22 protein-coding genes are annotated in these 25,974 nt (G+C 27.0%); 2 read left to right on the top strand and 20 right to left on the bottom strand.

What is annotated here, in order from left to right; all coding sequences use genetic code 11:
* Positions 1-32: 32 nt before the first annotated feature.
* From AC5LG6_RS07630 to AC5LG6_RS07620, 3 genes are read right to left on the bottom strand one after another with little or no spacing between them, the layout of a single operon-like run.
* Positions 33-3,185 (bottom strand): efflux RND transporter permease subunit, encoded by a 3,153-nt coding sequence (locus AC5LG6_RS07630; protein ID WP_498586133.1) that lies wholly within the window; start codon positions 3,183-3,185, stop codon positions 33-35.
* 2 nt (positions 3,186-3,187) lie between these two features.
* Entirely contained in the window at positions 3,188-4,225 is a 1,038-nt protein-coding gene (locus AC5LG6_RS07625) for an efflux RND transporter periplasmic adaptor subunit (protein WP_066359357.1), read from the bottom strand.
* Entirely contained in the window at positions 4,222-5,454 is a 1,233-nt protein-coding gene (locus AC5LG6_RS07620; protein ID WP_187473341.1) for a TolC family protein, read from the bottom strand. The genes AC5LG6_RS07625 and AC5LG6_RS07620 overlap by 4 nt, the downstream gene beginning before the upstream one ends.
* 101 nt (positions 5,455-5,555) lie before the next feature.
* Here AC5LG6_RS07620 and AC5LG6_RS07615 point away from each other — a divergent pair, with 101 nt between their 5' ends.
* The gene (locus AC5LG6_RS07615; protein WP_066221421.1) at positions 5,556-6,038 is read left to right on the top strand and encodes a MarR family winged helix-turn-helix transcriptional regulator; all 483 of its coding nucleotides are present in this window, start codon (positions 5,556-5,558) and stop codon (positions 6,036-6,038) included.
* Positions 6,039-6,050: 12 nt separating this feature from the next.
* Here AC5LG6_RS07615 and AC5LG6_RS07610 read toward each other — a convergent pair whose 3' ends face one another.
* The 17 genes from AC5LG6_RS07610 to AC5LG6_RS07530 all read right to left on the bottom strand — a co-directional run bounded on the left by AC5LG6_RS07610 (position 6,051) and on the right by AC5LG6_RS07530 (position 24,843).
* Positions 6,051-6,710: a response regulator transcription factor gene (locus AC5LG6_RS07610; RefSeq protein WP_066405531.1), complete on the bottom strand. Its 660-nt coding sequence runs from the start codon at positions 6,708-6,710 to the stop codon at positions 6,051-6,053.
* Positions 6,707-7,789, bottom strand: coding sequence for a PAS domain-containing sensor histidine kinase (locus AC5LG6_RS07605; protein WP_081560671.1), 1,083 nt, complete (start codon positions 7,787-7,789; stop codon positions 6,707-6,709). The genes AC5LG6_RS07610 and AC5LG6_RS07605 overlap by 4 nt, the downstream gene beginning before the upstream one ends.
* 62 nt (positions 7,790-7,851) lie before the next feature.
* Positions 7,852-8,349 carry a redoxin domain-containing protein gene (locus tag AC5LG6_RS07600; RefSeq protein WP_105911258.1) on the bottom strand — a complete coding sequence of 166 codons (498 nt, stop codon included), beginning with the start codon at positions 8,347-8,349 and terminating at the stop codon, positions 7,852-7,854.
* A 21-nt stretch (positions 8,350-8,370) separates the two neighbouring features.
* Complete coding sequence (locus AC5LG6_RS07595; RefSeq protein WP_498586132.1) at positions 8,371-10,029, bottom strand: efflux RND transporter permease subunit; 1,659 nt, start codon at positions 10,027-10,029, stop codon at positions 8,371-8,373.
* Entirely contained in the window at positions 10,026-11,585 is a 1,560-nt protein-coding gene (locus AC5LG6_RS07590; RefSeq protein ID WP_498586131.1) for an efflux RND transporter permease subunit, read from the bottom strand. Before AC5LG6_RS07590 ends, AC5LG6_RS07595 begins: the two co-directional genes overlap by 4 nt.
* Positions 11,582-12,298 carry an efflux RND transporter periplasmic adaptor subunit gene (locus AC5LG6_RS07585; protein WP_498586130.1) on the bottom strand — a complete coding sequence of 239 codons (717 nt, stop codon included), beginning with the start codon at positions 12,296-12,298 and terminating at the stop codon, positions 11,582-11,584. Before AC5LG6_RS07585 ends, AC5LG6_RS07590 begins: the two co-directional genes overlap by 4 nt.
* Positions 12,295-13,656: a TolC family protein gene (locus AC5LG6_RS07580; RefSeq protein WP_498586129.1), complete on the bottom strand. Its 1,362-nt coding sequence runs from the start codon at positions 13,654-13,656 to the stop codon at positions 12,295-12,297. Before AC5LG6_RS07580 ends, AC5LG6_RS07585 begins: the two co-directional genes overlap by 4 nt.
* 111 nt (positions 13,657-13,767) lie before the next feature.
* Positions 13,768-15,714: an HD domain-containing phosphohydrolase gene (locus tag AC5LG6_RS07575; protein WP_498586128.1), complete on the bottom strand. Its 1,947-nt coding sequence runs from the start codon at positions 15,712-15,714 to the stop codon at positions 13,768-13,770.
* Positions 15,715-15,738: 24 nt separating this feature from the next.
* Positions 15,739-16,470, bottom strand: coding sequence for a flagellar type III secretion system pore protein FliP (gene fliP, locus AC5LG6_RS07570; protein WP_066155722.1), 732 nt, complete (start codon positions 16,468-16,470; stop codon positions 15,739-15,741).
* Between the two features lie 52 nt (positions 16,471-16,522).
* Positions 16,523-18,301 (bottom strand): penicillin-binding protein 2, encoded by a 1,779-nt coding sequence (mrdA, locus tag AC5LG6_RS07565; RefSeq protein ID WP_148571324.1) that lies wholly within the window; start codon positions 18,299-18,301, stop codon positions 16,523-16,525.
* Positions 18,298-18,726: a hypothetical protein gene (locus AC5LG6_RS07560; RefSeq protein ID WP_066155726.1), complete on the bottom strand. Its 429-nt coding sequence runs from the start codon at positions 18,724-18,726 to the stop codon at positions 18,298-18,300. The genes mrdA and AC5LG6_RS07560 overlap by 4 nt, the downstream gene beginning before the upstream one ends.
* 8 nt (positions 18,727-18,734) lie before the next feature.
* On the bottom strand, positions 18,735-19,973 hold the full coding sequence (locus AC5LG6_RS07555; protein WP_434227952.1) for a murein hydrolase activator EnvC family protein: 1,239 nt from the start codon (positions 19,971-19,973) through the stop codon (positions 18,735-18,737).
* The gene (locus tag AC5LG6_RS07550; protein ID WP_260890184.1) at positions 19,966-20,784 is read right to left on the bottom strand and encodes an FtsX-like permease family protein; all 819 of its coding nucleotides are present in this window, start codon (positions 20,782-20,784) and stop codon (positions 19,966-19,968) included. Before AC5LG6_RS07550 ends, AC5LG6_RS07555 begins: the two co-directional genes overlap by 8 nt.
* Complete coding sequence (locus tag AC5LG6_RS07545; RefSeq protein ID WP_260935273.1) at positions 20,771-21,433, bottom strand: cell division ATP-binding protein FtsE; 663 nt, start codon at positions 21,431-21,433, stop codon at positions 20,771-20,773. Before AC5LG6_RS07545 ends, AC5LG6_RS07550 begins: the two co-directional genes overlap by 14 nt.
* Positions 21,430-22,623, bottom strand: a complete 1,194-nt coding sequence (gene trmB / locus AC5LG6_RS07540; protein WP_260953432.1) for a tRNA (guanosine(46)-N7)-methyltransferase TrmB — start codon at positions 22,621-22,623, stop codon at positions 21,430-21,432. The genes AC5LG6_RS07545 and trmB overlap by 4 nt, the downstream gene beginning before the upstream one ends.
* 2 nt (positions 22,624-22,625) lie before the next feature.
* The gene (locus AC5LG6_RS07535; RefSeq protein WP_141051595.1) at positions 22,626-23,909 is read right to left on the bottom strand and encodes a hypothetical protein; all 1,284 of its coding nucleotides are present in this window, start codon (positions 23,907-23,909) and stop codon (positions 22,626-22,628) included.
* On the bottom strand, positions 23,857-24,843 hold the full coding sequence (locus tag AC5LG6_RS07530) for an RluA family pseudouridine synthase (RefSeq protein WP_434225292.1): 987 nt from the start codon (positions 24,841-24,843) through the stop codon (positions 23,857-23,859). Before AC5LG6_RS07530 ends, AC5LG6_RS07535 begins: the two co-directional genes overlap by 53 nt.
* Before the next feature lie 19 nt (positions 24,844-24,862).
* Here AC5LG6_RS07530 and AC5LG6_RS07525 point away from each other — a divergent pair, with 19 nt between their 5' ends.
* A complete protein-coding gene (locus AC5LG6_RS07525; RefSeq protein WP_066166936.1) occupies positions 24,863-25,972 on the top strand; it encodes an FtsW/RodA/SpoVE family cell cycle protein in 1,110 nt (369 codons plus the stop codon).
* Positions 25,973-25,974: the final 2 nt, after the last annotated feature.

The following is a 25,974-nucleotide window of genomic DNA, read 5'->3' as shown; positions in this document are numbered from 1 at the left end:
TCTAAAAAGAGGGTGGGATTAAACCCTACCTCTTATTTTTCACTATTGTTTTCCTCTTCTTCTCTTTTTAAATCCTCTGCAATATTTCCCTCTTTTTCTCTACTTAATCTTGAGATTAATACATAAAAGAGTGGAATAAATAAAATTGCTAAGAATGTTGCAGTTAGCATTCCTCCAACAACACCAGTTCCAATAGAGTGTTTACTAGCAGCTCCTGCTCCACTACTAATTGCAAGAGGCATAACTCCAATAGTAAATGCTAAAGAAGTCATAACTATTGGTCTTAATCTTACTTTTGCAGCTTCTAAAGCTGAGTCAATTAGATTGTATCCCTCTTTTCTTTTTTGAAGAGCAAACTCTACAATCAAAATTGCATTTTTGGCAGCAAGTCCTGCAAGAACTAAGAGACCAACTTGGAAGTAGATATTATTATCAAGCCCTCTTAAATTTGTAGCCAAAATAGCTCCAAATATAGCAAAAGGAACTGCCAATACAACTGCTATTGGAAGTAACCACTTCTCATATAAAGCTGCTAGAATTAAAAATAGAAAAACAATTCCAAAAATAAAAGCTTGTGCAGAACTTCCACCTATTTGTTTCTCTTGATAAGCAGTTCCAACCCAAGAAATTGTATAACCTTGTGGTAAAACCTCTTTTGAAACTTCTTCTATAGCTTTTAAAGCATCTCCTGAACTATATCCAGCTGCTGGTTGTCCTGAAACTTTTGCAGCTTGGAAAAGATTAAATCTTTCTATAATGTCTGCCCCAACAATCTGTTTTAAAGTTACAAAAGAGTCTAAAGGTAGAAGTTCACCATTTGATGATTTTACATAAATATATTGCATATCTTCAGCATTTGATCTATATGTATCAATAGCTTGCATATTTACTTTATAAGTTCTTCCGTAAAGTGAGAAATCATTTACATAAAAACTTCCAAAAGTTGCATTTATAGTATTGTAAATATCGTTTATATTTACACCTTTTGCTTTTGCTTTCTCAATATCTACATCCATCTTATATTGTGGAATAGTTGCAGATAGAGAGGTTCTAACTCCCATTAACTCTGGTCTTGTTTTTGCTTTTTCGATTACTTGATTTACAACTTTTTGTAAATCTTCAATACTTCCACCAGTTCGGTCTTGAACATACATATCAAATCCACCTGTAACACTCATACCCATAATTGCAGGTGGAATAACAGCAAATGAGAATCCTTCACTAGTTCCCATTAGTTGTCCACTAAATTTTTTTAGAAGTGCTTGAGCTGATTGACTTGATTCTGGTCTTTCATCCCAATCTTTTAATTTAACAATAGTAGCAACCGTGTGTGTTCTTTGAGCTGATGTTGTAAAGTCATAACCAGCTAAAGTAATAATATTTTTAACATTTGGGTCTTTTGAAATAATTGCATTTATCTCTTCTGATAATTCAATAGTTCTTGATAAAGATGAACCTGGAGGATTAAACCCAAATATAAATATAGTACCTTGATCTTCATCAGGTACTAATCCTGTTTTCATTCCCTTAAACATATCATAAGATATAAAAATCAATCCACCAAATAGTAACATAGATATTAAAGAGTATCTAATAGTTTTTTTAACTAAAAGTGAATAACCAACAGTTGCTTTATCAAACATAGTATTAAACCATTTGAAGAAGCCTTTAGGTTCATGTTTTTTATTTTTTAATATTCTTACACATAGCGATGGTGTTAATGTTAAAGCAACAAATCCAGAGATTAAAACGGACACAACTATGGTAATAGCAAATTGTCTATACATTTCACCACTTAATCCACCCATAAATGCAACAGGTACAAACACAGCTCCAAGTACCAAAATAATAGCAATTAAAGCTCCAGTTACCTCTCTCATAGCAGCAAATGCTGCCTCTTTTGGAGTTTTACCCATATCCATATGCCGTTCGATATTTTCAATAACAATAATAGCATCATCAACAACAATACCAATAGCAAGAACAAGTCCAAAAAGAGTAAGAAGATTTATACTAAATCCTAAAGCATACATTCCAGCAAATGCTCCAACAATTGATACAGGAACAGCAATTAAAGGAATAATAGTAGCTCTCCAATTTTGTAAAAATAGAAAAATAATTAAAATAACTAAAATAAGAGCTTCAACAAATGTTTTTACAACCTCTTCAATTGATGCTGTAATAAAATCTGTACTATCATAAGGAATAGTATATGTCATATCTTCAGGGAAATTTTTACTAGCTTCCTCTAATGCTTTTTTAATAGCAGCTGCTGATTCTAAAGCATTTGCTTCACTTTGTAAAAATACTCCAATTGGTAAAGAAGGTGCATTATTTAATCTTGTTTGCATACTATAATTACTAGCACCAAGCTCAATTGTAGCAACATCTTTAAGCTTTAAACTACTTCCATCAGGGTTTGAACGAATTACAATATTAGCAAATTGAACAGGATCATCAAATCTCTCTGGAGTTTGAATTGTATATGTGTACATCTGCTTATTTGCAATTGGTTCAGCTGCAATTTTACCAGCTGCATATTGATTATTTTGCTCTTTGATAACAGCAATAACATCAGTTGTAGCAAGAGAGTATTTTGATAGTTTTGAAGGGTCTAGCCAAACTCTAATAGAGTAATCTTTTGCCCCAAAAATCATAGCATCTCCAACACCTTCAACTCTTTTTAGAGTTTCAACCATATTTAATAATGCATAGTTTGAAAGATATATAGAGTCATAAGTATTATTTGGAGATTGAAGCATAGCAAATAGAAGAATACTAGGAGATTTTTCACCTACAACAACTCCAACTCTTTGCACTTGCTCAGGCATTGAAGACAAAGCTGCTTGAACTCTATTGTTTACATCAATTTTTGCACTATCAGGATCTGTTCCTACTTCAAAATATACATTAATTGATAAATTTCCACTATCATCTGCTAAAGAGTTCATATAAATCATATCTTTAGCACCATTAATTTGTTGCTCAAGAGGAGCTGCTACTGTTTTTGCAATAGTATTAGCACTAGCACCTGGATAATTTGTACTTACTACAATTTGAGGAGGAAGAACTTTTGGATATTGTTCTATTGGTAGATTTGTCATAGAAACAAGTCCAACAAGAAAAATTATTATTGATAAAACGCCCGCAAAAACGGGATTTCGTATGAAAAATGCTGAAATCATAACTATTTCTCTTTATCTACAATTTGAACTTTTGTGTTAGGTCTTATTTTTGCAATGTTACTAACAATAATTTTTTCACCACCTTTTAAACCACTTTTTACTACAACACCCTCTTTAATTAAATCTCCAACAACAACAGGTGTTGGTTTTGCAATATTATCTTCTCCTACAACAATTACAACTGTTGCTTGTGCTGTTTTTAAAATAGCATTTTCAGGAACTACAAAAATATCTCCTAAATCAAGGTTTGAAACTTCAATTTGTCCAAAATTTCCAACAATTAATTCATTATTTGGATTTTCTATTTTTGCTCTTACAAGAAGTGTATCAGTATTTGTATCAATTACAGGAGCAACAAAATCAATAGTTCCATTAAATGATTTATCACCTAATAGTAAATTAATTTTTGCTTTATTTTCTCTAATTTGACTTATATATTTATTCATATCCTCTTTTGGAAGAGAAAATTCAGCATGAATTGGATTTGTGTTTGTAATAGTTACAAGTGTAGAATTAGTAGCAGTTGTTCCTACTAAATCTCCAATATCTTGTTTTTTTATTCCAGCAATTCCATCTATTGGGCTAGTAACATTTGTGTAGTTATATTGAATTTGTGCTTCATCTAAAGCAGCTTTTGAACTCTCATATTGATAAGTATAATCATCAAATTGTTGAGGGCTAATAGATTTTGAAGCTATTAAAGATTTTGCTCTATCAAAATCTTTTTTTGCTTTTATAAAGTTTGCTTTTTTCGAGTTTAAATTTGCCAAATATGTATCAGGTTCAATTTTATAAAGAAGAGTTCCTTTTTTTACAAATTGCCCCTCTGTATAGTTTTTCTCTTTTAAAGTCCCAGATACTCTTGCAATAATATCTACTTGCTCAACAGCTTTCAAAATAGTAGGATAAGTTTTACTTGTGGTAATATCTTTTTTCTCTGCTTTAAATACTTGCACTGGAAGTGCAGGGGCTTCATTTGCATTTAGATTTGTAAATGCTATACTTGCCACAAAAAGTGACATTATTGATTTTTTTATCATCTTATATACTCCTGTAATTTTTCACCACTATGGTAAATTATTGTTGCTTTTTTTACTTCTAAATCATTAATAGCTTTTTTATGCTGACTTATTGCATCATATTTTTCTGTTAAACTTTGTAAAAATGCAACATTATCTATAAGTCCATTTTCAAATTTTGACTTGATTATTTCATAAGCACTTTGAGCTGCTTTAAGAGTTGCTTCTGTTGATTTAATTTTTGCTTTTGCAATATTATATGACTTTAAAGCTAGTTGTAAATCAACATCAGCTTTATTCTTTTCATACTCAAAATTTGATCTACTAGCTAAATACTCTTTTTGTTTTGATTCATATTGATATTTTGTTTGACCAAAAGAGAATAAATTCCATTTCATATTTGCACTTGCAACATTTTGATGATTGTTTATATCTGTATCGTTGATTTTTCTATCGTAATTATTATCATAATAATTAAATGTATTATCTAAAGTAATTGTTGGGTAATATCCACTTTTTTGTGCTTGTGCAACACTTTGTTTTGATTGAGTACTTAAATCTAAAGCCTGAATATCAAATCTAGGACTTTTTTGTATCAAATTATTAATATCTTCAAGTTTTGAACCATCTGTTATCGATACTTGTGTGCCTGTAATGTATTCAAGATTATGTGTAATTGTAATAATATTTAATTCAATTTCTTGAAGCTCAACAATAGCATTTTGAAGTCTTGAAACTATTTTTTGAAGCTCATCTTCTGTTGTAGTTCCTGCTTTATAAAATCTTCCAATTCTATCTTCTTGTGCTGTTAATTGTTCTATCTCTTTTTGTTTTGCATCTTTTTTTGCTTCAAGAGATAGATAATCAAAGTAGTATTGAATAACAGTTAGTGATAGATTATTTTTTAAAGCATCAAGTGATTTTTCACCACTTTTTATATTTGTTTCATATCCATCATAAATATCATATTTTTTCCCACCATCATATAATAGGTAGTTCAGACTACCATAAGCATTTGCTCTTTTTTTTGGATTATTAGGATATTCATGTTCATTTATTGAGTATGAAGCACCAGCATCTAATTTTGGTAAATAACCTCTTTGTACACTTTTATACTCATCTTTTAGTGCATCTAAATTTTGTTTTGAAGATTCAACCAATCTATTTTCAATTGTTAAATTTACTAACTCTTCTAAATTTTGACTATATAAGAATATTGGTACTAAAAAAGTAAAATATATTTTTTTCATTTTGCTCCTTTTAGAAATAAAATAAAATTCTATCAGTTTTTTACTTAATTTTGTCTTGCTAGAAAGATAATTTTAATTTTAAATTAGATACAATTTTCGCTATGAATAAAAAATATATAGATGAATTTTATAGTAGAGTTGCAAAAGATAAGAAGCATGAGATTTTTGCTTTATCTTTACCAATGTTTTTAGCAAATAAGCATATTTATAACGAATCAGAGAGTTTTTATAAAACTAGTTATGATTTGTTACATTCAGATATTGATGTTTTAGCAGCACTTTATTTTAGCAATGAAAATCATTCACTTTCACCAACAGAACTTTATGATGCAACAATATTTTCAAGTGGCGGTATGACAAAAGTTCTAAAAAAACTTGAAGATAGAGAGTTTATAAAAAGAGATGTCTCAAAAGAGGATAAAAGAAAAACTTTTGTAACTCTTACAAAAAAAGGCATTGTTCTAATAGAATCTTGTATTTGTGAAGCTTCAAAGAGATTAGAAAATCATTTTAAAGTATTAAGTCAAAAAGAGAAAAATGATTTGAAAAAGATTTTATCAAAACTAATTTACTCTATGATTTAAATAAATAAAAATTCAATTAGATGTTATCATATATCCTTGAGATGATACATTTTCAATTAAATCTTTAGATGTTTTTGCTCTTAATCTTTTTATAAAAGTTCTAACTCTTTCATCACTTATATTCTCTAATTCCCATAAATTTTCTTTAATAGTTTCCATTTTTACAAGTAAATTTTTATTTTCTATTAGAAGATTTATAAACTCTTTCTCTCTTTTTGTAAGATTTATTAGTTCACTATCTTTGTATAAACTACAAGAGTTTTTTACAAATACAAAACCACCTTTTAAGGTATAGTCTTTCTCCTTATTTATCTTATTTGAAAGCTCTTTTAAGTACTCAATAAAGCTTTCAATATCAAATGGTTTTATAAAATATTTTGAAATTCCCAAATCAATAGCTTCTAAAAGCATCTCTTTTTGGCTGTAGGCACTTAAAATTATAATAGGAGTTTGGTTATTACTTTTTATTATTTTGCACATTTCAAGACCACTTAAATTGGGCATAGAAATATCACTAATTACAATATCAGGTTTAAAACTTTTAAACTTTTTAATTCCATCAATACCATCTTTTGCAATTGCTACTTTAAAAAAAAGCTCTTTTATAGAGTTTCTTATTAAATTTGCTAATTTTTGCTCATCTTCTACTATTAAAACTTTTAGATTTTTCATACTATTTTTGGAAACTTTAGAGTGAATTTTAAACCATTTGAAATATTTTCATGCATAATTTCACCTTTAAAACTATTTTCAATAACTATTTTACAAATAAAAAGACCAAGACCTGTTCCAATTGATTGATGTTTTGTTGTAAAATATGGTTCATAAATCTTATCAAATAGCTCCTTGCTTAATCCTTGAGCATTATCAATATATTCTAAATATACAAAATCATCTTTTGTATTTGTATAAGTTTTTATAGTTATCTCTTTATTTGTGATATTTTTTTGTACAAAAGCATCTTTTGAGTTATTTATAAGATTTAATAGCACTTGAGTTAGCTCATTTTTTAATCCAAAAATCTCTAAATCTTTTAAAATATCAAACTTTATATTAATATTTTCATCTTCTAAAACTCTATTTAAAATCTTCAAAGCTTCATTTATACTTTGATTTATTAAAAAAGCTTCTTTTTGTTTTTTTGGAGCAAAGAAATTTGTAAAATCATCAATAGTACTTGACATTCCTAGTATTAGATTTTTTGAGTTTGAATAAAGATTTTCAATCTCTTTTTTGTTCTCATTTTCAAAAGCTTTTTTTAGATTAAATAAGCTTAAGTTTAACTCTGTTAAAGGTTGCCTCCACTGATGAGCAATATTTCCTAACATTTGACCTAAACTTGCCATTCTTGATTGTAGAAATATAATTTTTTGTTTCTCTTCTAGCTCTTTTTGAAGTAGTACTTCATTTGTAATATCATATCTTATGGCTACAAACTCAACAATATTTTCCTCTTTTTCATCTAAAATAGGAATAATAGTTGTATTTAAATAAATATCTTCTCCATTTTTTGATATATTTTTTACAGTAGATTTATAGACTTTTTTATCTAAAATAGTATTCCAAAGCAGTTCAAAATTCTCTTTTGGAGTATCAGGATGTCTTATAATATTGTGATTTTTTCCAATTAATTCATCTTTTGTAAAACCAAAAAGATTACAAAATTCATCATTTACAAAAGTGATAATTCCATTTATATCTGTTTTTGAGACTATATTTGAATTTTCTATTGCTTTTTGGTAGTTGTTCATAAGTTTAAAATCCTATAAAAATTTTTCTATCCTATCAAAGAAGCTTTTTTTTGTCAATGATTTTAGAAACTACTCCACCAAAGCCTAAGTTTTAATCCAAAAGTTGAAGTGTAACCAACTTCAGTGAATTTTAGATTTTTGTTTTTGTCATAAATAAAAGTTGTAGGGAATGCTTTTACATTAAATTCAGTAGATAAAAGACCATATTCATCATTTACGACTTTGAAGCTAAGATTTTTATCTTTTAAATATTTTTCTATCTCTTCATTACTTCCTGATTGTGTAGCTATTGTAATTACTTCAAAATCTTTTGATAAATTTTCAATATTTTGCTCTTCTAAAGCACATATTGGACACCAAGTCGCCCAAAAATTAACTAAAAGAGGTTTATCATTTTTTATCTCATAATTTGAACCATCTATTAATTCAAAACTTTGTATAGAGAATTTTTCTTTGTTTAAATCTAGACCTTTAAAATAGCTTACTATGTTTAAAACTATTATAAAAAAAATTGTATATTTTATTAAGTTTTTTAGGATTTTTTTTATTTTTTCACTCATTGTTTACCTTTAAATATATCTTTAAACAATTTTCTTCAAACTATTTCTTATAACGACTGGAACAAAAAACATAGAAACAATATAAGATATTAAAGTTCCACCAATAAGTGCAACTCCAAGTCCACCAAATACAGCATCATTTGCTATTAAAGAGCTTGCAAAAACAAGAACTAAAACAGTTAATATAATAGGTTTTGATCGTGTAGCAGCTGCTTTTGCTATAGCTTCATTTACCCTTAAATTATTCTCCAAAACAAGTTGTTTTGCAAAGTCTATTATTAAAGTTGAGTTTCTTGAGTTAATACCAATTAAAGCAATAAATCCTATAAGACTAGTTGCTGTTAAATAAAAAGTATCTTTTGTAAAAATATCCATAATAATATGAGCAAAAATAACCCCAATAATAGATATAAAACTGCTTAAAACTATTGCACCGCTAAGAGCAAAATTTTTATAATAAACTACCATAAGCAAGAATATTAAAATTAAAGCTATGATAAAAGCTGTTCCTAAATCTATGAATGTATCAATAGTAACTTTTAGTTCTCCATCAAAAACTAAATCAAATCTCTCATTTGTTTTTTTATCTATAAAAGATAGATTTAGCATATTGGTTTTGATTATTTCATAATCATTTGAAAAGCTTTTTATCATATCTTCTCTTGAACTCAAAAGTGGATATATTTGACTATCATTTGAAGTTTCAGCTATTACATTTATTATTGGATTTAGATTTTTTGATGTTATTGTTGGCTCTTTTATAGTTTGTTTTATGCTTACAAGTTCTGAAATACTAATCATTTTTCCCATGTTATTCATTATTTTTAAGCTATTAAGTTTTAGATTTAAAGCATCTTTTGAGTTATTTGATAAATTTCTTGAGTCATCAAGTCTTAAAAATATTGGAATTTGGCTTTGGGCATTTTTATCATTTATAACTCCTAATGGCATACCTTCAAATGCAAGATATAAAGTGGCTTTTAAATGTTCTAAATCAACTTGACTCATAATGGCTTTGTTGCTATTTATTTCTAAAGTGTAAGTAAAAAAATCTTTTGAAGCTAAAATATCAATATCAACTAAAGTGTCTTGATTTTTAAAAATATTTGCTACTTTTATAGCAAAATCTCTTCTGCTAGAAAAACTATCTCCACCATAAATTTCAGCTACCAAAGAAGCAAGTACTGGAGGACCAGCAGGAAGTTCTATAAATTTTATGGTTGCTTTGTATGCGTTTTGACAAGAGTCTTGAATTTTACTTCTAAGATTTGAAATAAGATTATAACTTGTAATTTCTCTATCTTTAAATCTTTTAATATTTATCATAAGTTCAGCTTGGTTTTCACTATTTTTTAAAGCACTTTGTTTTACAAGTCCTGCAAAATCAATTGGTTGACCTTGAGATATAAAAGCTGAAATATTTGTTATATTCTCCTCATCTTGTAGATTTTTTACAATACAATCTACAACCTCTTTTGTTTCATACTTACTTGAGCCATCTTTTAAATCTATATATATAGAAAAACTATCTGAATCTTTGTTTGGAAGCATTTTTGCTTTTACTATTTTTGTTGGAAAAGTTAAAATACTTAAGATAAAAAGTATTAAAGTAATAAGATAAATTAAATTTATTTTTCTTTTACTATTTAAAATGTCTAGTATAAATTTTTCTAATCTCATTTTTTACCTTTTAAAATCTTTTTAACCAAATAAGGTGTAAAAGCATATGCAACAAAAAGTGAAACAGCCAAAGATATAGGAACAAAAACAGGAAGAGGGTGCATAAATTCTCCCATCATTCCACCTACAAAAAACATAGGAATAAATACCATAATTATTGCAATAGTTGCTATATTTGTAGGGTTTCCTATCTCATTTGTTGCATTTATTGCTAGAGTTTCTAAATCCATATTTGGATGTTCAATTTTATGTCTATGTATATTTTCTATTACAATTATTGCAGCATCAACTAGCATTCCTAAAGCAACAATAAGTGCAAAAAGTGTTATACGATTTACACTCTCGCCTAACATAAATCCAATAAACAAAGTTAAAGATAAAATCATAGGAACAGTTAAAGATACAATAATCGCCTCTTTAAACCCCAAAGTAAAAATAAGTAAAATAAAGATGATGATAATAGAAATTAATAGATCTTTTATTAAAGCATTTACTGCATTATTTGCTGTATATCCATCATCTCTTGTGATTGTAAAGAGTATATTTTTCTCTTGTAAAGATTGTTTTATACTATCTAAATATTCAAAAATTTGTTCATTTATGACAACACTATTTGCCCCTTTTAATTTTGAAGCCATTAGAGTAATTTGATTACTCTCTTCAAAATTCCCATTTTCATCTTTTAGATAAATATAGGCATCTTTTTTATTCTGTATATCATAAGATTTCTCTATTTGTGCTATATCTTTTAGATATATTGGAGTTTGAAAGTTGTAAGAGATTATTAGATTTTCCAAATCTTTTACATTTTCTATAGCTTTTTTTATCTCTAAAACTACCAAAGAGTTATTGTTTGTATTTGTGCTAATATTTGGAATATTAAAGTTTAAACTCTCAATTTGTTTCATAACTTGTGCAATGGCAAGATTATAAGAGTTGATTTTGTTTATATCAAGAAGAATATTAAACTGCTCCTTTTTTTCTCCTTTTAAATCTACCAAGGCTACATTTTTTATTTTATTTATCTCTTTTGAAATAAGGCTTACTTGAGTAAAAAGCTCACTTTTTGAAATTAAATCAATTCCATCTTTTTTTGCACTATAAAATGCTACAGTTGCTATTGGAATACCTGTGTCTATATCCATAGTTTTTATTATTGGTTGCATTGCATTTTTGGGCATTAAATCCATATTTCTCATAACTTGGTCATATAGTTTTAAGTTTGATTCCTCTTTATCTTCCCCAATAAAAAATTGTACTTGTACAACACCATAGCTATCATAAGCAAAAGAAAAAATATGTTCAACACCTTTTATCTCTCTTATTTTTTTCTCCAATGGTTCAATTATAACTTTTTGAATTTCACTAGCTTTTGCATCTGGTAAAGCAACTATTACAACTGCACCACTAACTTTTATTTGAGGATTTTCCTCTTTTGGCATAAAAGAGAGTGCAAAATATCCTAAAATTAAAATAAAAATACCCAAAATTCCTGTTAATGGATGATTTATAAATATTTTTGCAATTTTTCCTGCACTGTTTAAATTTTGGCTCATTTTTCATCCAAATCTATAGTTATTTTTGAATACATTGCTGGATAGATTTGAAAATCTTTTTTATCAAATGAGATTTTTATTGAAAATGAGTGAGCATTTGCAATATAGTTTGGATAAATTGCTATGATTTTCCCCTTTGTTTCAAACTCTTGAGACGGAATTTTTATATCTACAGTTTGTCCTATTTTTATGTACTTTAAACTAGATTCTGCAATATTTGATTTTATTATTAAATCATCCAAATCTGTTAGGATTAAATGTGGCATTGCAGGCATAGCCATCTCTCCCTCTTTTATAGATTTTTTTACTACAAGAGCGTTATTTGGGGCTTTTACTTTTAGATAGTTAAAGTTTGCATTTAATTCACTCAATTTTGCTTTTGCTGTAATTAAATTTAATTCAAGTTGTTCATAATCAAATTTTGAAACTAAATCTTGGTCTAGTAGATCTTTGTATCTTTTTAAATTTAACTCAAGATTTTTTACTTGATTTTTTAAAATATCACTATTGTACAAAATATCTGTTGAGTCAATTTCGTATAAAATTTCACCCTTTTTTACACTATCACCTTCATTTACATATATTTTTGTAATATATCCCATCATTTTACTTGAGATTATCTTCTCATTTTGTGATTCAACAATACCGTCCAACTCTAAACTATTTGCAAAAATAGTTGAAAAAGTTAAAAATATTAAAATTAAAAATCTCATTTATAATCCTTTTGTAGGTTTTGTCCTAAAACTAAATTTAATCTAGCAAGTGCTAAAGAGTTCTCATATTTAGCATTTAGAAGCATAGTTTGGCTCTGTCTATAATTTGTCTCTTGAGATAAAAGTGTTGTCATAGAGATTAATCTATTTTTATATTGAAGTTTTGCTTGATTTAAAACACTACTTGCTAATTCACTTGCAAGAATTTTCTCTTTTAAAATCTCTTGTTTTGCTTTGTAGTCTAAAATAGCTTTTTGTACTTCAAGTTTTATTCCATCTTGAAGTTTTTCAAAATCTAATTTTGCTTTTAGGTATTCAAGACGACTTTTTTCAAGATTTGCACTTCTAGTTCCATCAAAAAGAGTTAAACTAATACCTAAAAGTGCCATGTAGTAGTCTTTGTCTTTTGAAGTAGAAAATTTATCATCATTGTATCCATACTCTAAATGAGTAAAAACAGATGGGTAATATGAACCTTGGTTTGCTTTTATATTTTTATTATTTGCTTCAATAGATATATTTTGTAAAGTTATCTCATCTCTGTTTTTTAAAGCAATTTTATACAAATCTTCAAACTCTTTTATTTCTAAATATGTGTTTTGTAGATTTTCTACATCGCTAATATTCTCATTTGAAGTTAAAAACTTAAGGTAAGCAAGTGAGAGTTTAAAGTTGTTTTCGGCTTCAATTAAGTTTGAGTTTGTATTTAAAAAATATAGTTCAGCTTCGTTTACATCTATTTTTGTAACAAGTCCATTTTTATGAAACTCTTTTGCTCCATTTTTAATAAACCCTATAGTATCTTTTGCTTTTTGCATAGTTTTTACAAAATCTTTTGCTAAAACAGCACTATTGTAAGCTTTTAAAACTTCAAATTCTAGATTTTTTTTATCAAGATTATATAAAATTTCATTTGCTTTTTCTTGAAGTTTTAAAATACCTTTTTGATGATAAAGTGCAAATCCTGTAAACAGAGGTAAATCATATGAGATATAAGAGTTGATGCTTGTATATGAATCTGGATAGTTTAAATCTTTAGGTTTTACATCTAAAACGTTTGGATTTGAAGGGTTAAATTCTCCTGCTCCAAAATCTTTAAATGTTGCCTCTCTATTAGATAGTTTTCCCATAAAAACATATCCAGAATGATTTGTACGGCTAATATCACTATTTAATGATACTTTTCCAAAGTTTAAACCATCAATAAAATCACTATTTGTTTTTGCAATATCTATATTGATTTTTTGCTTTTGTAAATCTTTACTATTTTCTATAGTTTGGTTTAAAGCCTCCTCAAAACTTATAGTTTGCGCAAAAGCTAGTTTTGAGATTATTAAAAATAGAGATAATTTTTTCATATAAATCCTAAGCAAAATTTAGTGAAAAAATTATATCCAAAAAAATAGATAATTCAAAGTATAATTATAAATAAAAATTATAAAAAATATCTATAGATATATAAAAATTATTTATATATCTTGGTACTCTTCTTTTATTTTTAATATATCATCTAAATTATCAAAGAATATATCTACAAGTTTAGGGTCAAAGTGTTTTCCTCTTTGCTCTTTAATAAACTCTAAAACTTTTTCCATCTCCCAAGCTTTTTTGTAGCATCTATCGCTTCCAATAGCATCAAAAACATCTGCTAAAGCTGTTATTCTTCCAAAAATAGGTATATCTTCACCTTTTAAACTATTTGGATATCCTGTCCCATCATATTTTTCATGATGAGTTAAAGCTATTTGAGAAGCAACTTTAAAAAGAGGTCTATTTGATATTTCAAGCATATCATGACCTTTTTGTGCATGAGTTTTAATAACTTCAAACTCTTCATTAGTTAATTTTCCTGGTTTGTTTAAAATAGCATCAGCAATTGCAATTTTACCAATATCATGCATAGGACTTGCAAGCTCTAACATATCAATATCATCTTCACATAAACCATAAGCAGCTGCTAAAACTCTTGAGTATTTTGCAACTCTTTTAATGTGTTCTCCAGTTTCTTTGGATCTAAACTCAGCAATAGAGCCCATAGTAAAGATAACCTCTTTTTGGAGTTCTTCTATCTCTTTATTTGCAGTAATATCTTCTCTAACAGCAAAGTAGCCTATATGATTCCCCAGTTCATCATATTCAGGTTCAAAATCAGCAACTACCCAATAGTATGAACCATCTTTTCTTAAGTTTTTTATCTCAATAGTTATCTTTCTTTCAGCTTTTAAACTATCCCAAATCTTTTTAAATGTAGATTTTGGCATATCTGGATGCCTTACAATACTGTGTGGTTGCCCCAAAAGTTCCTCTTTTGTATATCCACTAATTTTACAAAAAGCACTACTTGCATGAGTTATTATTCCTCTTAAATCAGTTCTTGAGAATATTACATTTTTATCATAAATATCAAGTAGTCTTTCAAGCTTTTTTTGTTGTTCTTGAATCATTTTTGTCTTAATTTTTACATCATTATCAAGCTCTTTTGCATACATAGTTTTTAGAAGATATAAAAATACTATAAGATATAAAATTGAGAATATTATAACAATATATAAATATTGATTTTTAAAATTTATTAAAGATGAATAATCTAATCTATTTTTTTCAAAAAATAGTAAAAATAGACCCATATCTTGACCATTTGTATCTTTTATTTGTAAATTTGTAACAATGTATTTATCGAATAAAAGATAGTTTTCAATATTTAAAAATTTATCAACACCTATTCTTTCAATATATTTTAAAATAGATTGGTTTGCATCTATATTTGCTATATAATTATCACGTATGAATATTTTACTAAATGGGTCAATTAGTTTTTTACTTTTTTCACGACTTAAAATAAAAATGGGCTCTATTTTTTCAAATTTTAAGTTTTTTGATATAGAGTTAAATTTTGAAATAAACTCTACAAAACCTAAAAATTGACCATTTGTATCATAAATTGGATTTATAGCTTTTAAAGTTAAGTCAAATAATCCTGAGCTTATATTTGTAATTGGTTTTGGATTTTTTATAAGTTCATCTAAATCTGTTCTAACATTTGATAAGTCATCACCTGACATATTTTTCCAAGATCTATAAAAACTTTTACCCTCTTTATCAACAATTTGTAGCCAAAGATTTTTGTAATCACTGTTATCATGTAAAAATAATAGAGTATTATTATAATTTAGTAAGCTTTTATTTTTTGTTTTTAAAGCATTTATAAGATTCTCATCTTGACTTAAGATAAATGCCATATTAAGCGTATTATCCTGTTTTCTTTTTATTTCATCTGTAAAAAGTTTTCTCATTTGAATACTTTTTTCTAAAAATATCTCTTTTGTTATCTCCTCTTTTTTTGAAGAGTAGTAAAAATAGTATGATATAGATAGAAGTACTAAAAAACCTATAACAAAATATAAAATTTTTTTCATATATAAAACCTGATTATAAATTATTTATTTAAAGGATTGTGCTAGATTTCCAATTATAAGTAACCAACCGTCAACTATAATAAAGAAGATAATTTTTATGGGCAGAGATATCATAACAGGTGGCAACATCATCATACCCAAACTCATCAAAATTGAAGCAACTATAATATCTATAATTAAAAATGGTAAGAATATCAAAAATCCTATCTCAAATGCAGTTCTTAGTTCACTTACAATAAATGCAGGCATAAGTAAAATAAGTGAAACATCTTCTATATTTTTTGGATTAGGTTCTTTTTTTATTCTATAAAATAGTGCTAAATCTGATTCTCTAGTATTTTTTATCATAAAATCTTTAAAAGGAGCCACACCTTTTGTAAAAGCTTCTTGATATGATATTTTTTCATCCATATAAGGCACAATACTCTCATCCCAAGCTTTTTTCCCATAAGGTTCCATAATAAAAATTGTCATAATAAGTGCAAGAGAAATTATTATTTGTGTAGGTGGAGATTGTTGTAAACCCAAAGCTTGTCTTAAAAGTGCTAAAACAATTATAATTCTTGTAAAAGATGTAACCATAAGTAATAAGGACGGTGCAAGAACCATAAGAGCTAGAATAACAGCTATATTTATAGTTTTTACAAATTGTATTGGTTGATCTACCGCTGCAACTGAAAGATTTATCATTGGTAATGGATCTTGTGCAGCAAATAAAAATAGTGATGAAAAAACTAGTGAAAAAATTATCTTCAAATATAAATCCTAAATTAAATGGATAATATTCTATCTAACATATGATTAAATATTACTCTAATTCTGTTATATATCCCAATTCATATAATTTATCAAAAATTTTACTAGCAATTCCACCTGTTGCACTTCCACCACCACCACCGTGTTCTTGTATTATTGTTACTACATATTTTGGATTTTTATATGGTCCATAAGATGTAATCCAAGCATGAGATCTTTGAAAATACTCCATTTCGCTCTCTTTCATTCTCACTTTTTCACTTTGTGGAATAGATACAACTTGAGCAGTTCCTGTTTTTGCTGCTATTTTTACTTTTGAGTTTATATATCTTTTTGCAGTTCCTGATGGAGAGTTTGCAACATCAAACATTCCTTCTTGCATAAGTTTTATATGCTCTTTTTTAAAATCTAACTCTTTTGGTTCTTCATAAGCATCTTTTGTTAAGTGTGGTTTTGGAAGTTTTCCACTTGCAAAAAATGCTGTAAATCTTGCTATTTGTAAAGGAGTTGTTAGCATATTTCCTTGACCAATAGAGCTAATAACAGTTTCACCAATATACCAAGGTTTTTTTAATTTTTGTTCTTTCCACTCTTTATTAGGATTAATACCTATAAATTCATTGTGTAAATCTATACCAGTTTTTTCTCCAATTCCTAATTTTGCCAAAGTTGCAGACATCTTTCCAATTCCTATTTTTAAACTACCTTTATAATAAAAATCATCACAACTTTGTTCAATTGAACTTCTAAATCCAATATGTCCATGACCTGTTGTTTTCCAACACCTAAAATTTCTATTTCCAATTGGTAAAGAACCACTACATTGAACTGTAAATTTATCACTTATTCCATTTTCTAAAAATGATAGTGCAACTCCCATTTTTATAACAGAACCAGGAGGATATAATCCATTTATAATCTTATTTGTAAAAGGATGATTAAAATCATTTCTCATAATATTCCACTCTTCTTGAGTAATTCCTCTTGCAAAAAGATTACTATCATACTCAGGAAATGAACCTGCTGCTAATATTTCACCATTATTTGCATCCATAACTATAACAGAACCAGCTCTATCTACAAACAGTTCTTGAATATATTTTTGAAGATTAACATCAATTGTAATTCTTACATTATTGTCATTTGAAGGATCTTTTTGTTCTATTACTTCAATCTCTTTATTTAAAGCATTTACTTTTGTATCTTTAAATCCTAGTGTTCCTTGAAGTTTCTCATTATAGTATCTCTCAATTCCACTTTTACCCACAACACCACTATATTTTGCTATTTCATTGTTTGCAATATCAAGTTTTGAAGCTCTACTTACATAACCTATAATATGTGCAGCTAGCTCTTTATGCGGATAGTGTCGTTTTGAAGATGATTCAATTCTAATATCCTCTTGAGTTGCTAAAAATGTATATCTTGAAAAAATCTCTTCATAAGGAACATAATCAATAACTTTTATAAATTCATGATTGTAAGGAGAATCTTCTCTTAAATAATCTTTTATTAATTTATTTTTATCATATTGTGGAAATTGTTCTACTACAATATCTATAAGTTTTTCTAGTTTTTCTCTATATTTAGGAGCTCTTAAATGAGGTTTTATAAGAATAGAAAATCCTATTTGATTTAGAGCCAAAGGCTCTCCATTTCTATCTTCTATTACACCTCTTGTAGGTGCTAAATATGTCTTTTTTATATAATTGTTTTTTGATAACTCTTCATAGTAAGTGTTTGATTTGATAGATAAAAAATATACTCTTGAAAGTAGTGTAATAGCAATAATTCCAATAAAAATATATATAAGAGTTAATCTAAAATTCATAAAAATATCCCAACTAAGATTAAATCTATAATAAGATTTATTATTAAAATATAACTAAAAAATGAGTCAAAATTAAAGAAGATATACCAAATAATACCTAAACCTATGTAAAAAAAGATTACATATAAAAATGTATTTATCTGATTTTGTTCATATCTTGGAATTATAAAAAGATATACAAAATATGATAGCAATGATAAGGAAAATGGCTTAAGTCCCATATTTAACTCAATAAGTAAAAAAGCAATTATAACAAACGCAAAAGAGTAGTAATATTTTTGCTTCAAAGTTCTATAAAATGCAGTTGAAATAACTCCTGCAAATAAAATAACTAAAAAATGAGTAGAAGCTAAAAAATTTATACTCACTGCAAAAATTAGTAAAAATATTAAAAAAACTGGATTGTCTATGCTATTTTTTACCATAACATTACCTAAATATTAAAGAGATCTTTTGGATCTATATGAGAGCTATCTTTTGTAACTTGAAAAGTTAAGTTCTCATTTACTCTTCCTACAACTGAGCCTTTTTGAACCCATTTTCCTACAACTAAAGTTGGTGCAATATCATCTAAGTGAGAGTAAACAGTATGAATTCCACCTTCATGTTGAATAATTACAACATTTTCTAGCATTCCAGCATTCTTTTTTGCATATACAACTTTTCCATTTAGAACAGCTACTACTTTTGAACCTTTTTCATTTGATTGTAAAACAACAGATTCATTAAATAATTTTATTTTATAAACAGGGTCATAATATGTTCCAAAATTTTTAACAATTTTAAATGATTTTAAAGGAGCTATAGTTTTTGCACCTTTGTATTTTACTATTTGAACACCATCTGTTGAAGAACCAATTTTTTTAACATCAAGATCTAAATCTTTTGCATATTTTTGATTTCGTACATTTGTTGTTTGTACTTGTTGATTATCTTCTTTCTCTTCTTGTGCTTTTTTTAACTCTTGTTGTTTAACAATTTTTAAGTCAGATAATATTTTACTCAAAGACTCTTGTTGTTCAATAACTTTTTTAAGTTCAGCTTGATAAAGTTTATGCTCTTTTTCTAAGTTCTCTAAAGATTTTGTATGCTTTATTTGTAGAGCTTTATAGTTCTCTTTAGTTTTTAATCTATCTTTGATATAGCTATTTAGTTTATTTATCTCTTGTTGATTTGCTTTTGTATTTTCTGTTAGTCTATTGTAATTTTCATTTAGTTTTAAAACTTTTTGTTTTGCATTTGTTGATAGAAGATTGAACATTTCATTGTCTATTAGCTCTTGCAAAGACTCTTTTGAAGCTAGTTGAAGTGCTAAAGATGTAGAAAATTGTTCTACGATTGTATTTATTATCTCCTCTTCACTACTATTCTTCTCTTTTATTAAATCACTAGATTTTGCTTGAAGGTCATTTAGTTTTGATTGAGAACTCTCCAGAAGTTTTTGATGTTGTTCTATATCTTCATTTATTTTTATAATATCTTCTTCAAGTTTTGATAAATTTGTGTTTGAAGCTTCTATTTTATCAGCTATCTCTTTTATTTTAACAGTTGTATTATCTTTACTTTTTTTACTACTATCTAGGATTTTCTGATTTTGTGCAATTTTTGTATCTATTGCTGATGCAAATATAAAAATTGGTATTAAAAATAGTGAAAAAATTAATCTAATCATTACTTATCTTATACTTAAATAATACACCAAATATTGTAAATACAGAGATACAAAAAGATAAAATAAAAATTTTTAAAATATCTCTTTCAATATTTATATTTACATTAACTATCTCTTGTAATTCAAATGGGAAAAGGACTTCAATATTGCTTGATACATATATCAAAAAAAGTGAAGATATTAAAAAAGCAAGAAAAGAGCTTATTAGAGCATATTTTAAAACAGAAGATGCACTATAAATAATAGAAGCTCCATGAAGTCTTAAAATAGAAATTCTCACACTATGTTCATGAAACCAAAGTTTTATCTGTTTTGCAATAATTATTATTGCAAAAATAGTAATAATAAAAAATAGTATAAATGAAACACTATTTAAAATAAGTAGCAACAGATATATTTGATTATGGTTTTTATAAAAAACCTCTACATTTTTTACATCTTTATTTGAAAGTAGGGTTTTTTTAATAACTTCTAATTCACTACTTGTTGGAAATATTTCAAGATATATTTGATAAAAGTATGGTAGTTTTTGTTTTAAAAGTTCAATAGAGTTATCAGATAAATTTGATTTAATATTTTCAATTATCTTTTCATTTGGCAATAGTTGAATATTTTCAACTTTAATTCCAGCTAGTTCATTTAATGACTCTTTTTTAATAGGATTTGTTGCAACCAAAACAATACTATAATCTCTTGATATTTTATTTTTGTAATTATCTACAATATTATCAATAAGTAAAAAAATACAAAATGTAATAAGCATTGCTAAAAGTGGTACAAAAAATGCAAATATAGCTTTAAGAGACTTCATAAATTATCCCATCTTCTATTGATAATTGTCTAAAATTAATTCCTAGATTTTTTGGAACTCTATGTGTTACAACAACTACTGTAATTCCTAGTTGTTCATTTGCTCCTTTTAATAAGTTCCAAACAACATCTGCATTAAAATCATCTAAATTTCCAGTTGGCTCATCTGCTATTATAATTTTTGGATTATGTGCTAAAGCACGTGCAACTGCAACTCTTTGTTGCTCTCCTCCACTTAATTGATTTGGATAAAAACCTTTTCTATGGCTTAATTTTACATGTTTTAAAAGATTATCAGCTTGAAGCTTTGAAACTTCATCTGAGTAGTTATTTATCTTAAGAGGCACCATAATGTTCTCTTCGATAGTATAATCATTTATCAGTTTATAATCTTGAAAAATAACACCAATATCTTTTCTAAGATGTCTTAGATTATTCCCTTTGATTTTAAAAACTTCTTGATTTGAGATTTTTAAACTACCATGCTTTATTGGAATATCACCATAAAAAGATTTCAAAAGTGTTGATTTTCCACTTCCTGAATTTCCTCCAATAAAGACAAACTCCTTCTCTTTTATAGAAAAATTTCCTCTTTTTATAATATATTTATTATTATCATAAGTAAGATATAAATCTTTTGCTGTAATCATTTAGACAAAATCTCTTTTAATTTTTTATCAGCTTCTATATTTGAGCTAGTTGGAAGAGGGTTTCCTTGATAATAAGATATTTTACCATCCATTACTAAAAGATATTTAGTCACAGGTCTATCAAAATTACCCATAGTAACTTTGATTAAACCAGAATTATCTTTATTTAATATCTTATAAAGCTCTTCAATGTGTACAAAATAATTTTTAATTATTATAGCTTTTGTAAAAACATTTTTTATAAAGTTATCAAAATGTATATCAAAATCAAATTCGAAGCTATAATTAATATTTAACTTTTCATCAATATTTTGTGAAGTTAAAACTACATCATATATGTTTTTACCCTGTTTTTTCCATCTATCTTCATATTTACTTACAACCTCTAAATCTCTATTTACATCGATTTTTATTGAGGCTTTGTTTAAGTTTGTAAGTAAATCTACACAAAAATCAAAATAGTTTCTACTATCAGTTCTAAGCTCCAAAGTTCCAGAAACTTTTAAAACCCTTAAAGCTTCATTTACAAACTCTTTTGAATAAATTCTTCTATGTGCTTTTTTATCCCAAGGAACTGGAAAATGAACAAATATTTTACCTACTTGATTTGACTCTATAAACTCCATAAAAAGCCTAGCATCGTAGTTTACAACTAAAACATTTGTAATATTTTGAAGTTCTAATTGTTTTAAAAGTTGCTCGATTGAAGGATAGTGAATTTCAAGACCAATAAATTGTATATTCGGATTTTGTTTTGCTTGATAAAGAAGATGTCTTCCACTTCCAAAACCAATCTCTATTTGAATCTCTTTATCGCTTTTAAAATCTTCTACAAAAAAATCAATATCTTTTAGATATTTATGTTCTTGCTCTTTTTTCTCTTTTAAGTTTGTAGTATTTTTAAATAAAATCTTTGATTTATTCTCTAAAACATAAGAGTTTAGAGCATCTTTTATGTAAGAAACTGGTGATACTCTTGTTGTTTTATCTGATTTTATAAGATAGTTTTCATCTTTCTCTTTTATTGCTAATAAAAACTCTAAATCTTTGTTTTTTGTAGCAATTTTATATTCAATTTTTCTATTACTATCTTTTGGGTGATAAGATTGGGCTGTAAATAAAAACTCAATATCTCCTTTTTTTAAAGGAGTTTCAAGTAGATTATTTCTTTCAAAAACTATGTGAGGCATATTTATATACTTGTTTCAGGTAGAGCCAATTTTGCCTCATCGCTTTTTGAAGAAAGTATACCAAACTCATCTACTGCTTGTACTGAGTAGTAATAATCAACACCTTTTAAAATATCATGGTCTTCAAATCTAAGAGAAGTTATATTTTTAAATTTTACTGTATCTGATAAAAACCAGTTCTTTTTTACTCTTTTATGAACATTATAAGATGTCGCTCTATTATCTCCTGCTTGCCAGTTTAAAATAGCTTTATTTCCTTGGATTTGAGCTAAAGTTAATATTGGTTTTGCTGGTGGTGCTAGAGATATACCTTTTATAGCTTCAATATCAGAGCTACTTTCAAGATTATCTTTATCAACTGCTATAACTTTGTAGTAGTACTCTTTTTTATCTGCATTTACTTCATCTGTATATTCTAAAGTATTTGAGTTTACAGCTGCTATATTACTGTAACCTAAAGATTTATAGCTACTTCTATATATTCTATACTGAACTACATCAGGACTTTGAGATGCACTCCAAGTTATATAGATTTTTTTTGGAATATTATTTGAAACTTTTATATTTGTAGCTGGTAGAGGAAGAGCTTTTGTTTTTGCCTCCAATACTTTCGTAGGAGCTGATTCAACATCTCCAAAAGAGAAAGCCTTTATTCTATATTTATATGTAGTATTATCATCTAATCCTGTATCAATAAATTCAGCACTTAGTCTATTTTCTATCTTAGAAGCAGATGCCCAAACCCACTCTTTAAGAAAAGTATTATATCTTTCAACTCTATAATAACCAACTCTAGGATCAGGATGTGGTTGCCATACAATTTTTACTTTTTTTGGAAGATTTGATACTGCTTGTGCAAAACCAACAGGCGCAATTCTTGGAAGAGTTTCTACTATATAAGCTTGAGTTGTAGGTGACTCTGTACCATCATTTAATCTAGCAGATATTTGATAAGCATACTTTGTTTTTGGTTCTAGACCTTTATCAACATAGTGTGTTATATATCTACTATCTGTTGCTTTTATTAATTTCAGAGTATTTTGACCTTTTGATAACTCTGTTCTATAAAAATTATAACCAACAACTCTATGGTCATCTATTCTTTGCCACTCAAAACCAATTGAATTCATATCTGGAATTGATTTAATCGAAGAGTAATCTATTGATTGAAAATTTTGATTAACCTTTGGTGAAGTTGTTGTAGTAAGGTTATCTAAAACATTTGCACAACCACTAATTATTAAAATTAAAAAAGCTAAAGAGGCTAGAAGTCTCAATTTTTTCATATATTCTCTCCTTGTCAAAATTGGTATCTATAAAATCTTGCATATCTTTGGGAAGTTTTGCAGTAAAACTCATCTTCTCTTTAGTTCTAGGGTGAGTAAATACTAAGCAAAATCCATGCAAAAAAAATCCGTTTATAATACTAAAATCGCCCTTAAATCCATATAAAATATCCCCTAAAATGTGCCTATTCAATCTATTTAGGTGAACTCTTATTTGATGTGTTCTTCCTGTTGAAAGTTTACAAGCTATTAGTTCATATTTTGAGTTATTACTAACTTCTAGCTTACAAAATGATGTTTTTGCATATCTTCCATCTTTTTGTATAGACATTTTAAGTCTATTATTTGGGTTTCTTCCTATTGGTTCTTCTACAACAATATTATCTTTTAAAGGTAAATCAATTAAAGCTAAATAGTATCTTCCAGCTTCTCTTTTTTCTAGCTGTTTAGATAGTTCAATATGAGCTTCATTATTTTTTGCAACTATTAAAATCCCACTAGTTCCTTTATCAAGTCTATGTACAATTCCATGTCTTTCATCACCACTTATAGTCGATAAACTTATATTTTGAAGCTTTAGCCAATCAACTAAAGTTGCATCTTTTACGCTAGGAGCATCATGAACGGTAAGACCACGAGGTTTATTTATAATTAAAATATCACTATCTTCATAGATTATCTCTATATTTATATCTTTTAATGACTCTTTTATAAATTCACTATTTTTTTTATCAAATGTTTTTGGTTCTGGAAAAAATACCTCTATTTCTTGATTTAATTTTAGTTTTAAACCATTTTTATCTGTTGTTTTACCATCTACTTTTACAAACTCTTTTTGAATTAGTTGTTCAATTTGATTTCTTGAAGCATCAATTTTTAAACTTAAAAATTTATCTAATCTAATTTCTACATCTACAATAAAATTTTTATACATATTATGCTACTCTTTCGCTATGCGTTTACTTGATAAAAGAATTATGTCACATTTTGATTATTTAATATTAATCTTTATAGCCCCTTTGATAATACTATCTTATGTATTAATAGCAGAGGCAAATGATGCATTGGCAAGTAAACAAGTATTTTATTATACTATATCCTTATTTATATTTATTTTAGTTTTTATGTTTCCTCTTAGAAAAAATCTAAGATTAGTTCCTTTTTTATATTGGATAGGAATTTTGCTTTTACTAGCAGTAGAATTTATAGGGGTAACAAAACTAGGTGCAAAAAGATGGATACATATTCCACTTCTTGATACAACTATTCAACCCTCTGAGATTATAAAGCCTATATATATATTGATGTTAGGATATTTAATACAAAGAAAACCACCACCTATTGGTGGATATGGATTAAAAGATTTTGGATACTTTTCGATTTATATTTTTATACCATTTTTTCTAATAGCCAAAGAGCCAGATTTGGGAACAGCTCTTGTGTTGCTTTTGGTTGGATATGGGATACTTTTTATAATTGGTGTAAATTGGAAAATATGGTTAGGAATTGTATTGTTTTTATCCATATTTTTACCATTTTCATATAATTATATTATGAAAGATTACCAAAAGAAGAGGGTCCATGATTTTATTGTTGCAGAAAAACCTAGTTATCATGTCCAGCAAAGTATTATAGCAATTGGATCAGGTGGGCTTACTGGAAAAGATAGTGATGAAGCAACTCAAACTCAACTTAAATTTTTACCAATTGCTACAAGTGATTTCATTTTTGCTTATTTAGTTGAAAGACATGGATTTTTAGGTGCTTTTGGTTTGATAGTTTTATATGTGATTATAATTTTGCATCTGTTTACAATAAACTATTTTTTCAAAACAGATTTTATAGTAAAAGCATTTTCCTCAGGCTTAGCTTTACTTATTTTTTTAAATATGAGTGTAAATATTTTGATGGTAATAGGTTTTGCACCAGTTGTTGGTATTCCTTTACCTCTATTTTCTTATGGTGGAAGTTCTTTTATAAATTTTATTGTAACTTTTGCGATTTTAGAAAATCTACTAGCATTTAGATATATGGATATGTATAATTATGAAAGAAAAATGTAAAG

The sequence above is a fragment of the Arcobacter thermotolerans genome (genome assembly GCF_983172305.1).
This window is presented reverse-complemented; position numbering and strand designations above follow the sequence as displayed.

What these genes read in the sequence shown, in the direction of transcription:
- AC5LG6_RS07630 (WP_498586133.1), bottom strand. Translation starts at nt 3,185, where the DNA reads ATGATTTCAGCATTTTTCATACGAAATCCCGTTTTTGCGGGCGTTTTA.
- AC5LG6_RS07625 (WP_066359357.1), bottom strand. Translation starts at nt 4,225, where the DNA reads ATGATAAAAAAATCAATAATGTCACTTTTTGTGGCAAGTATAGCATTT.
- AC5LG6_RS07620 (WP_187473341.1), bottom strand. Translation starts at nt 5,454, where the DNA reads ATGAAAAAAATATATTTTACTTTTTTAGTACCAATATTCTTATATAGT.
- AC5LG6_RS07615 (WP_066221421.1), top strand. Translation starts at nt 5,556, where the DNA reads ATGAATAAAAAATATATAGATGAATTTTATAGTAGAGTTGCAAAAGAT.
- AC5LG6_RS07610 (WP_066405531.1), bottom strand. Translation starts at nt 6,710, where the DNA reads ATGAAAAATCTAAAAGTTTTAATAGTAGAAGATGAGCAAAAATTAGCA.
- AC5LG6_RS07605 (WP_081560671.1), bottom strand. Translation starts at nt 7,789, where the DNA reads ATGAACAACTACCAAAAAGCAATAGAAAATTCAAATATAGTCTCAAAA.
- AC5LG6_RS07600 (WP_105911258.1), bottom strand. Translation starts at nt 8,349, where the DNA reads ATGAGTGAAAAAATAAAAAAAATCCTAAAAAACTTAATAAAATATACA.
- AC5LG6_RS07595 (WP_498586132.1), bottom strand. Translation starts at nt 10,029, where the DNA reads ATGAGATTAGAAAAATTTATACTAGACATTTTAAATAGTAAAAGAAAA.
- AC5LG6_RS07590 (WP_498586131.1), bottom strand. Translation starts at nt 11,585, where the DNA reads ATGAGCCAAAATTTAAACAGTGCAGGAAAAATTGCAAAAATATTTATA.
- AC5LG6_RS07585 (WP_498586130.1), bottom strand. Translation starts at nt 12,298, where the DNA reads ATGAGATTTTTAATTTTAATATTTTTAACTTTTTCAACTATTTTTGCA.
- AC5LG6_RS07580 (WP_498586129.1), bottom strand. Translation starts at nt 13,656, where the DNA reads ATGAAAAAATTATCTCTATTTTTAATAATCTCAAAACTAGCTTTTGCG.
- AC5LG6_RS07575 (WP_498586128.1), bottom strand. Translation starts at nt 15,714, where the DNA reads ATGAAAAAAATTTTATATTTTGTTATAGGTTTTTTAGTACTTCTATCT.
- mrdA (WP_148571324.1), bottom strand. Translation starts at nt 18,301, where the DNA reads ATGAATTTTAGATTAACTCTTATATATATTTTTATTGGAATTATTGCT.
- AC5LG6_RS07560 (WP_066155726.1), bottom strand. Translation starts at nt 18,726, where the DNA reads ATGGTAAAAAATAGCATAGACAATCCAGTTTTTTTAATATTTTTACTA.
- AC5LG6_RS07555 (WP_434227952.1), bottom strand. Translation starts at nt 19,973, where the DNA reads ATGATTAGATTAATTTTTTCACTATTTTTAATACCAATTTTTATATTT.
- AC5LG6_RS07550 (WP_260890184.1), bottom strand. Translation starts at nt 20,784, where the DNA reads ATGAAGTCTCTTAAAGCTATATTTGCATTTTTTGTACCACTTTTAGCA.
- AC5LG6_RS07545 (WP_260935273.1), bottom strand. Translation starts at nt 21,433, where the DNA reads ATGATTACAGCAAAAGATTTATATCTTACTTATGATAATAATAAATAT.
- trmB (WP_260953432.1), bottom strand. Translation starts at nt 22,623, where the DNA reads ATGCCTCACATAGTTTTTGAAAGAAATAATCTACTTGAAACTCCTTTA.
- AC5LG6_RS07535 (WP_141051595.1), bottom strand. Translation starts at nt 23,909, where the DNA reads ATGAAAAAATTGAGACTTCTAGCCTCTTTAGCTTTTTTAATTTTAATA.
- AC5LG6_RS07530 (WP_434225292.1), bottom strand. Translation starts at nt 24,843, where the DNA reads ATGTATAAAAATTTTATTGTAGATGTAGAAATTAGATTAGATAAATTT.
- AC5LG6_RS07525 (WP_066166936.1), top strand. Translation starts at nt 24,863, where the DNA reads ATGCGTTTACTTGATAAAAGAATTATGTCACATTTTGATTATTTAATA.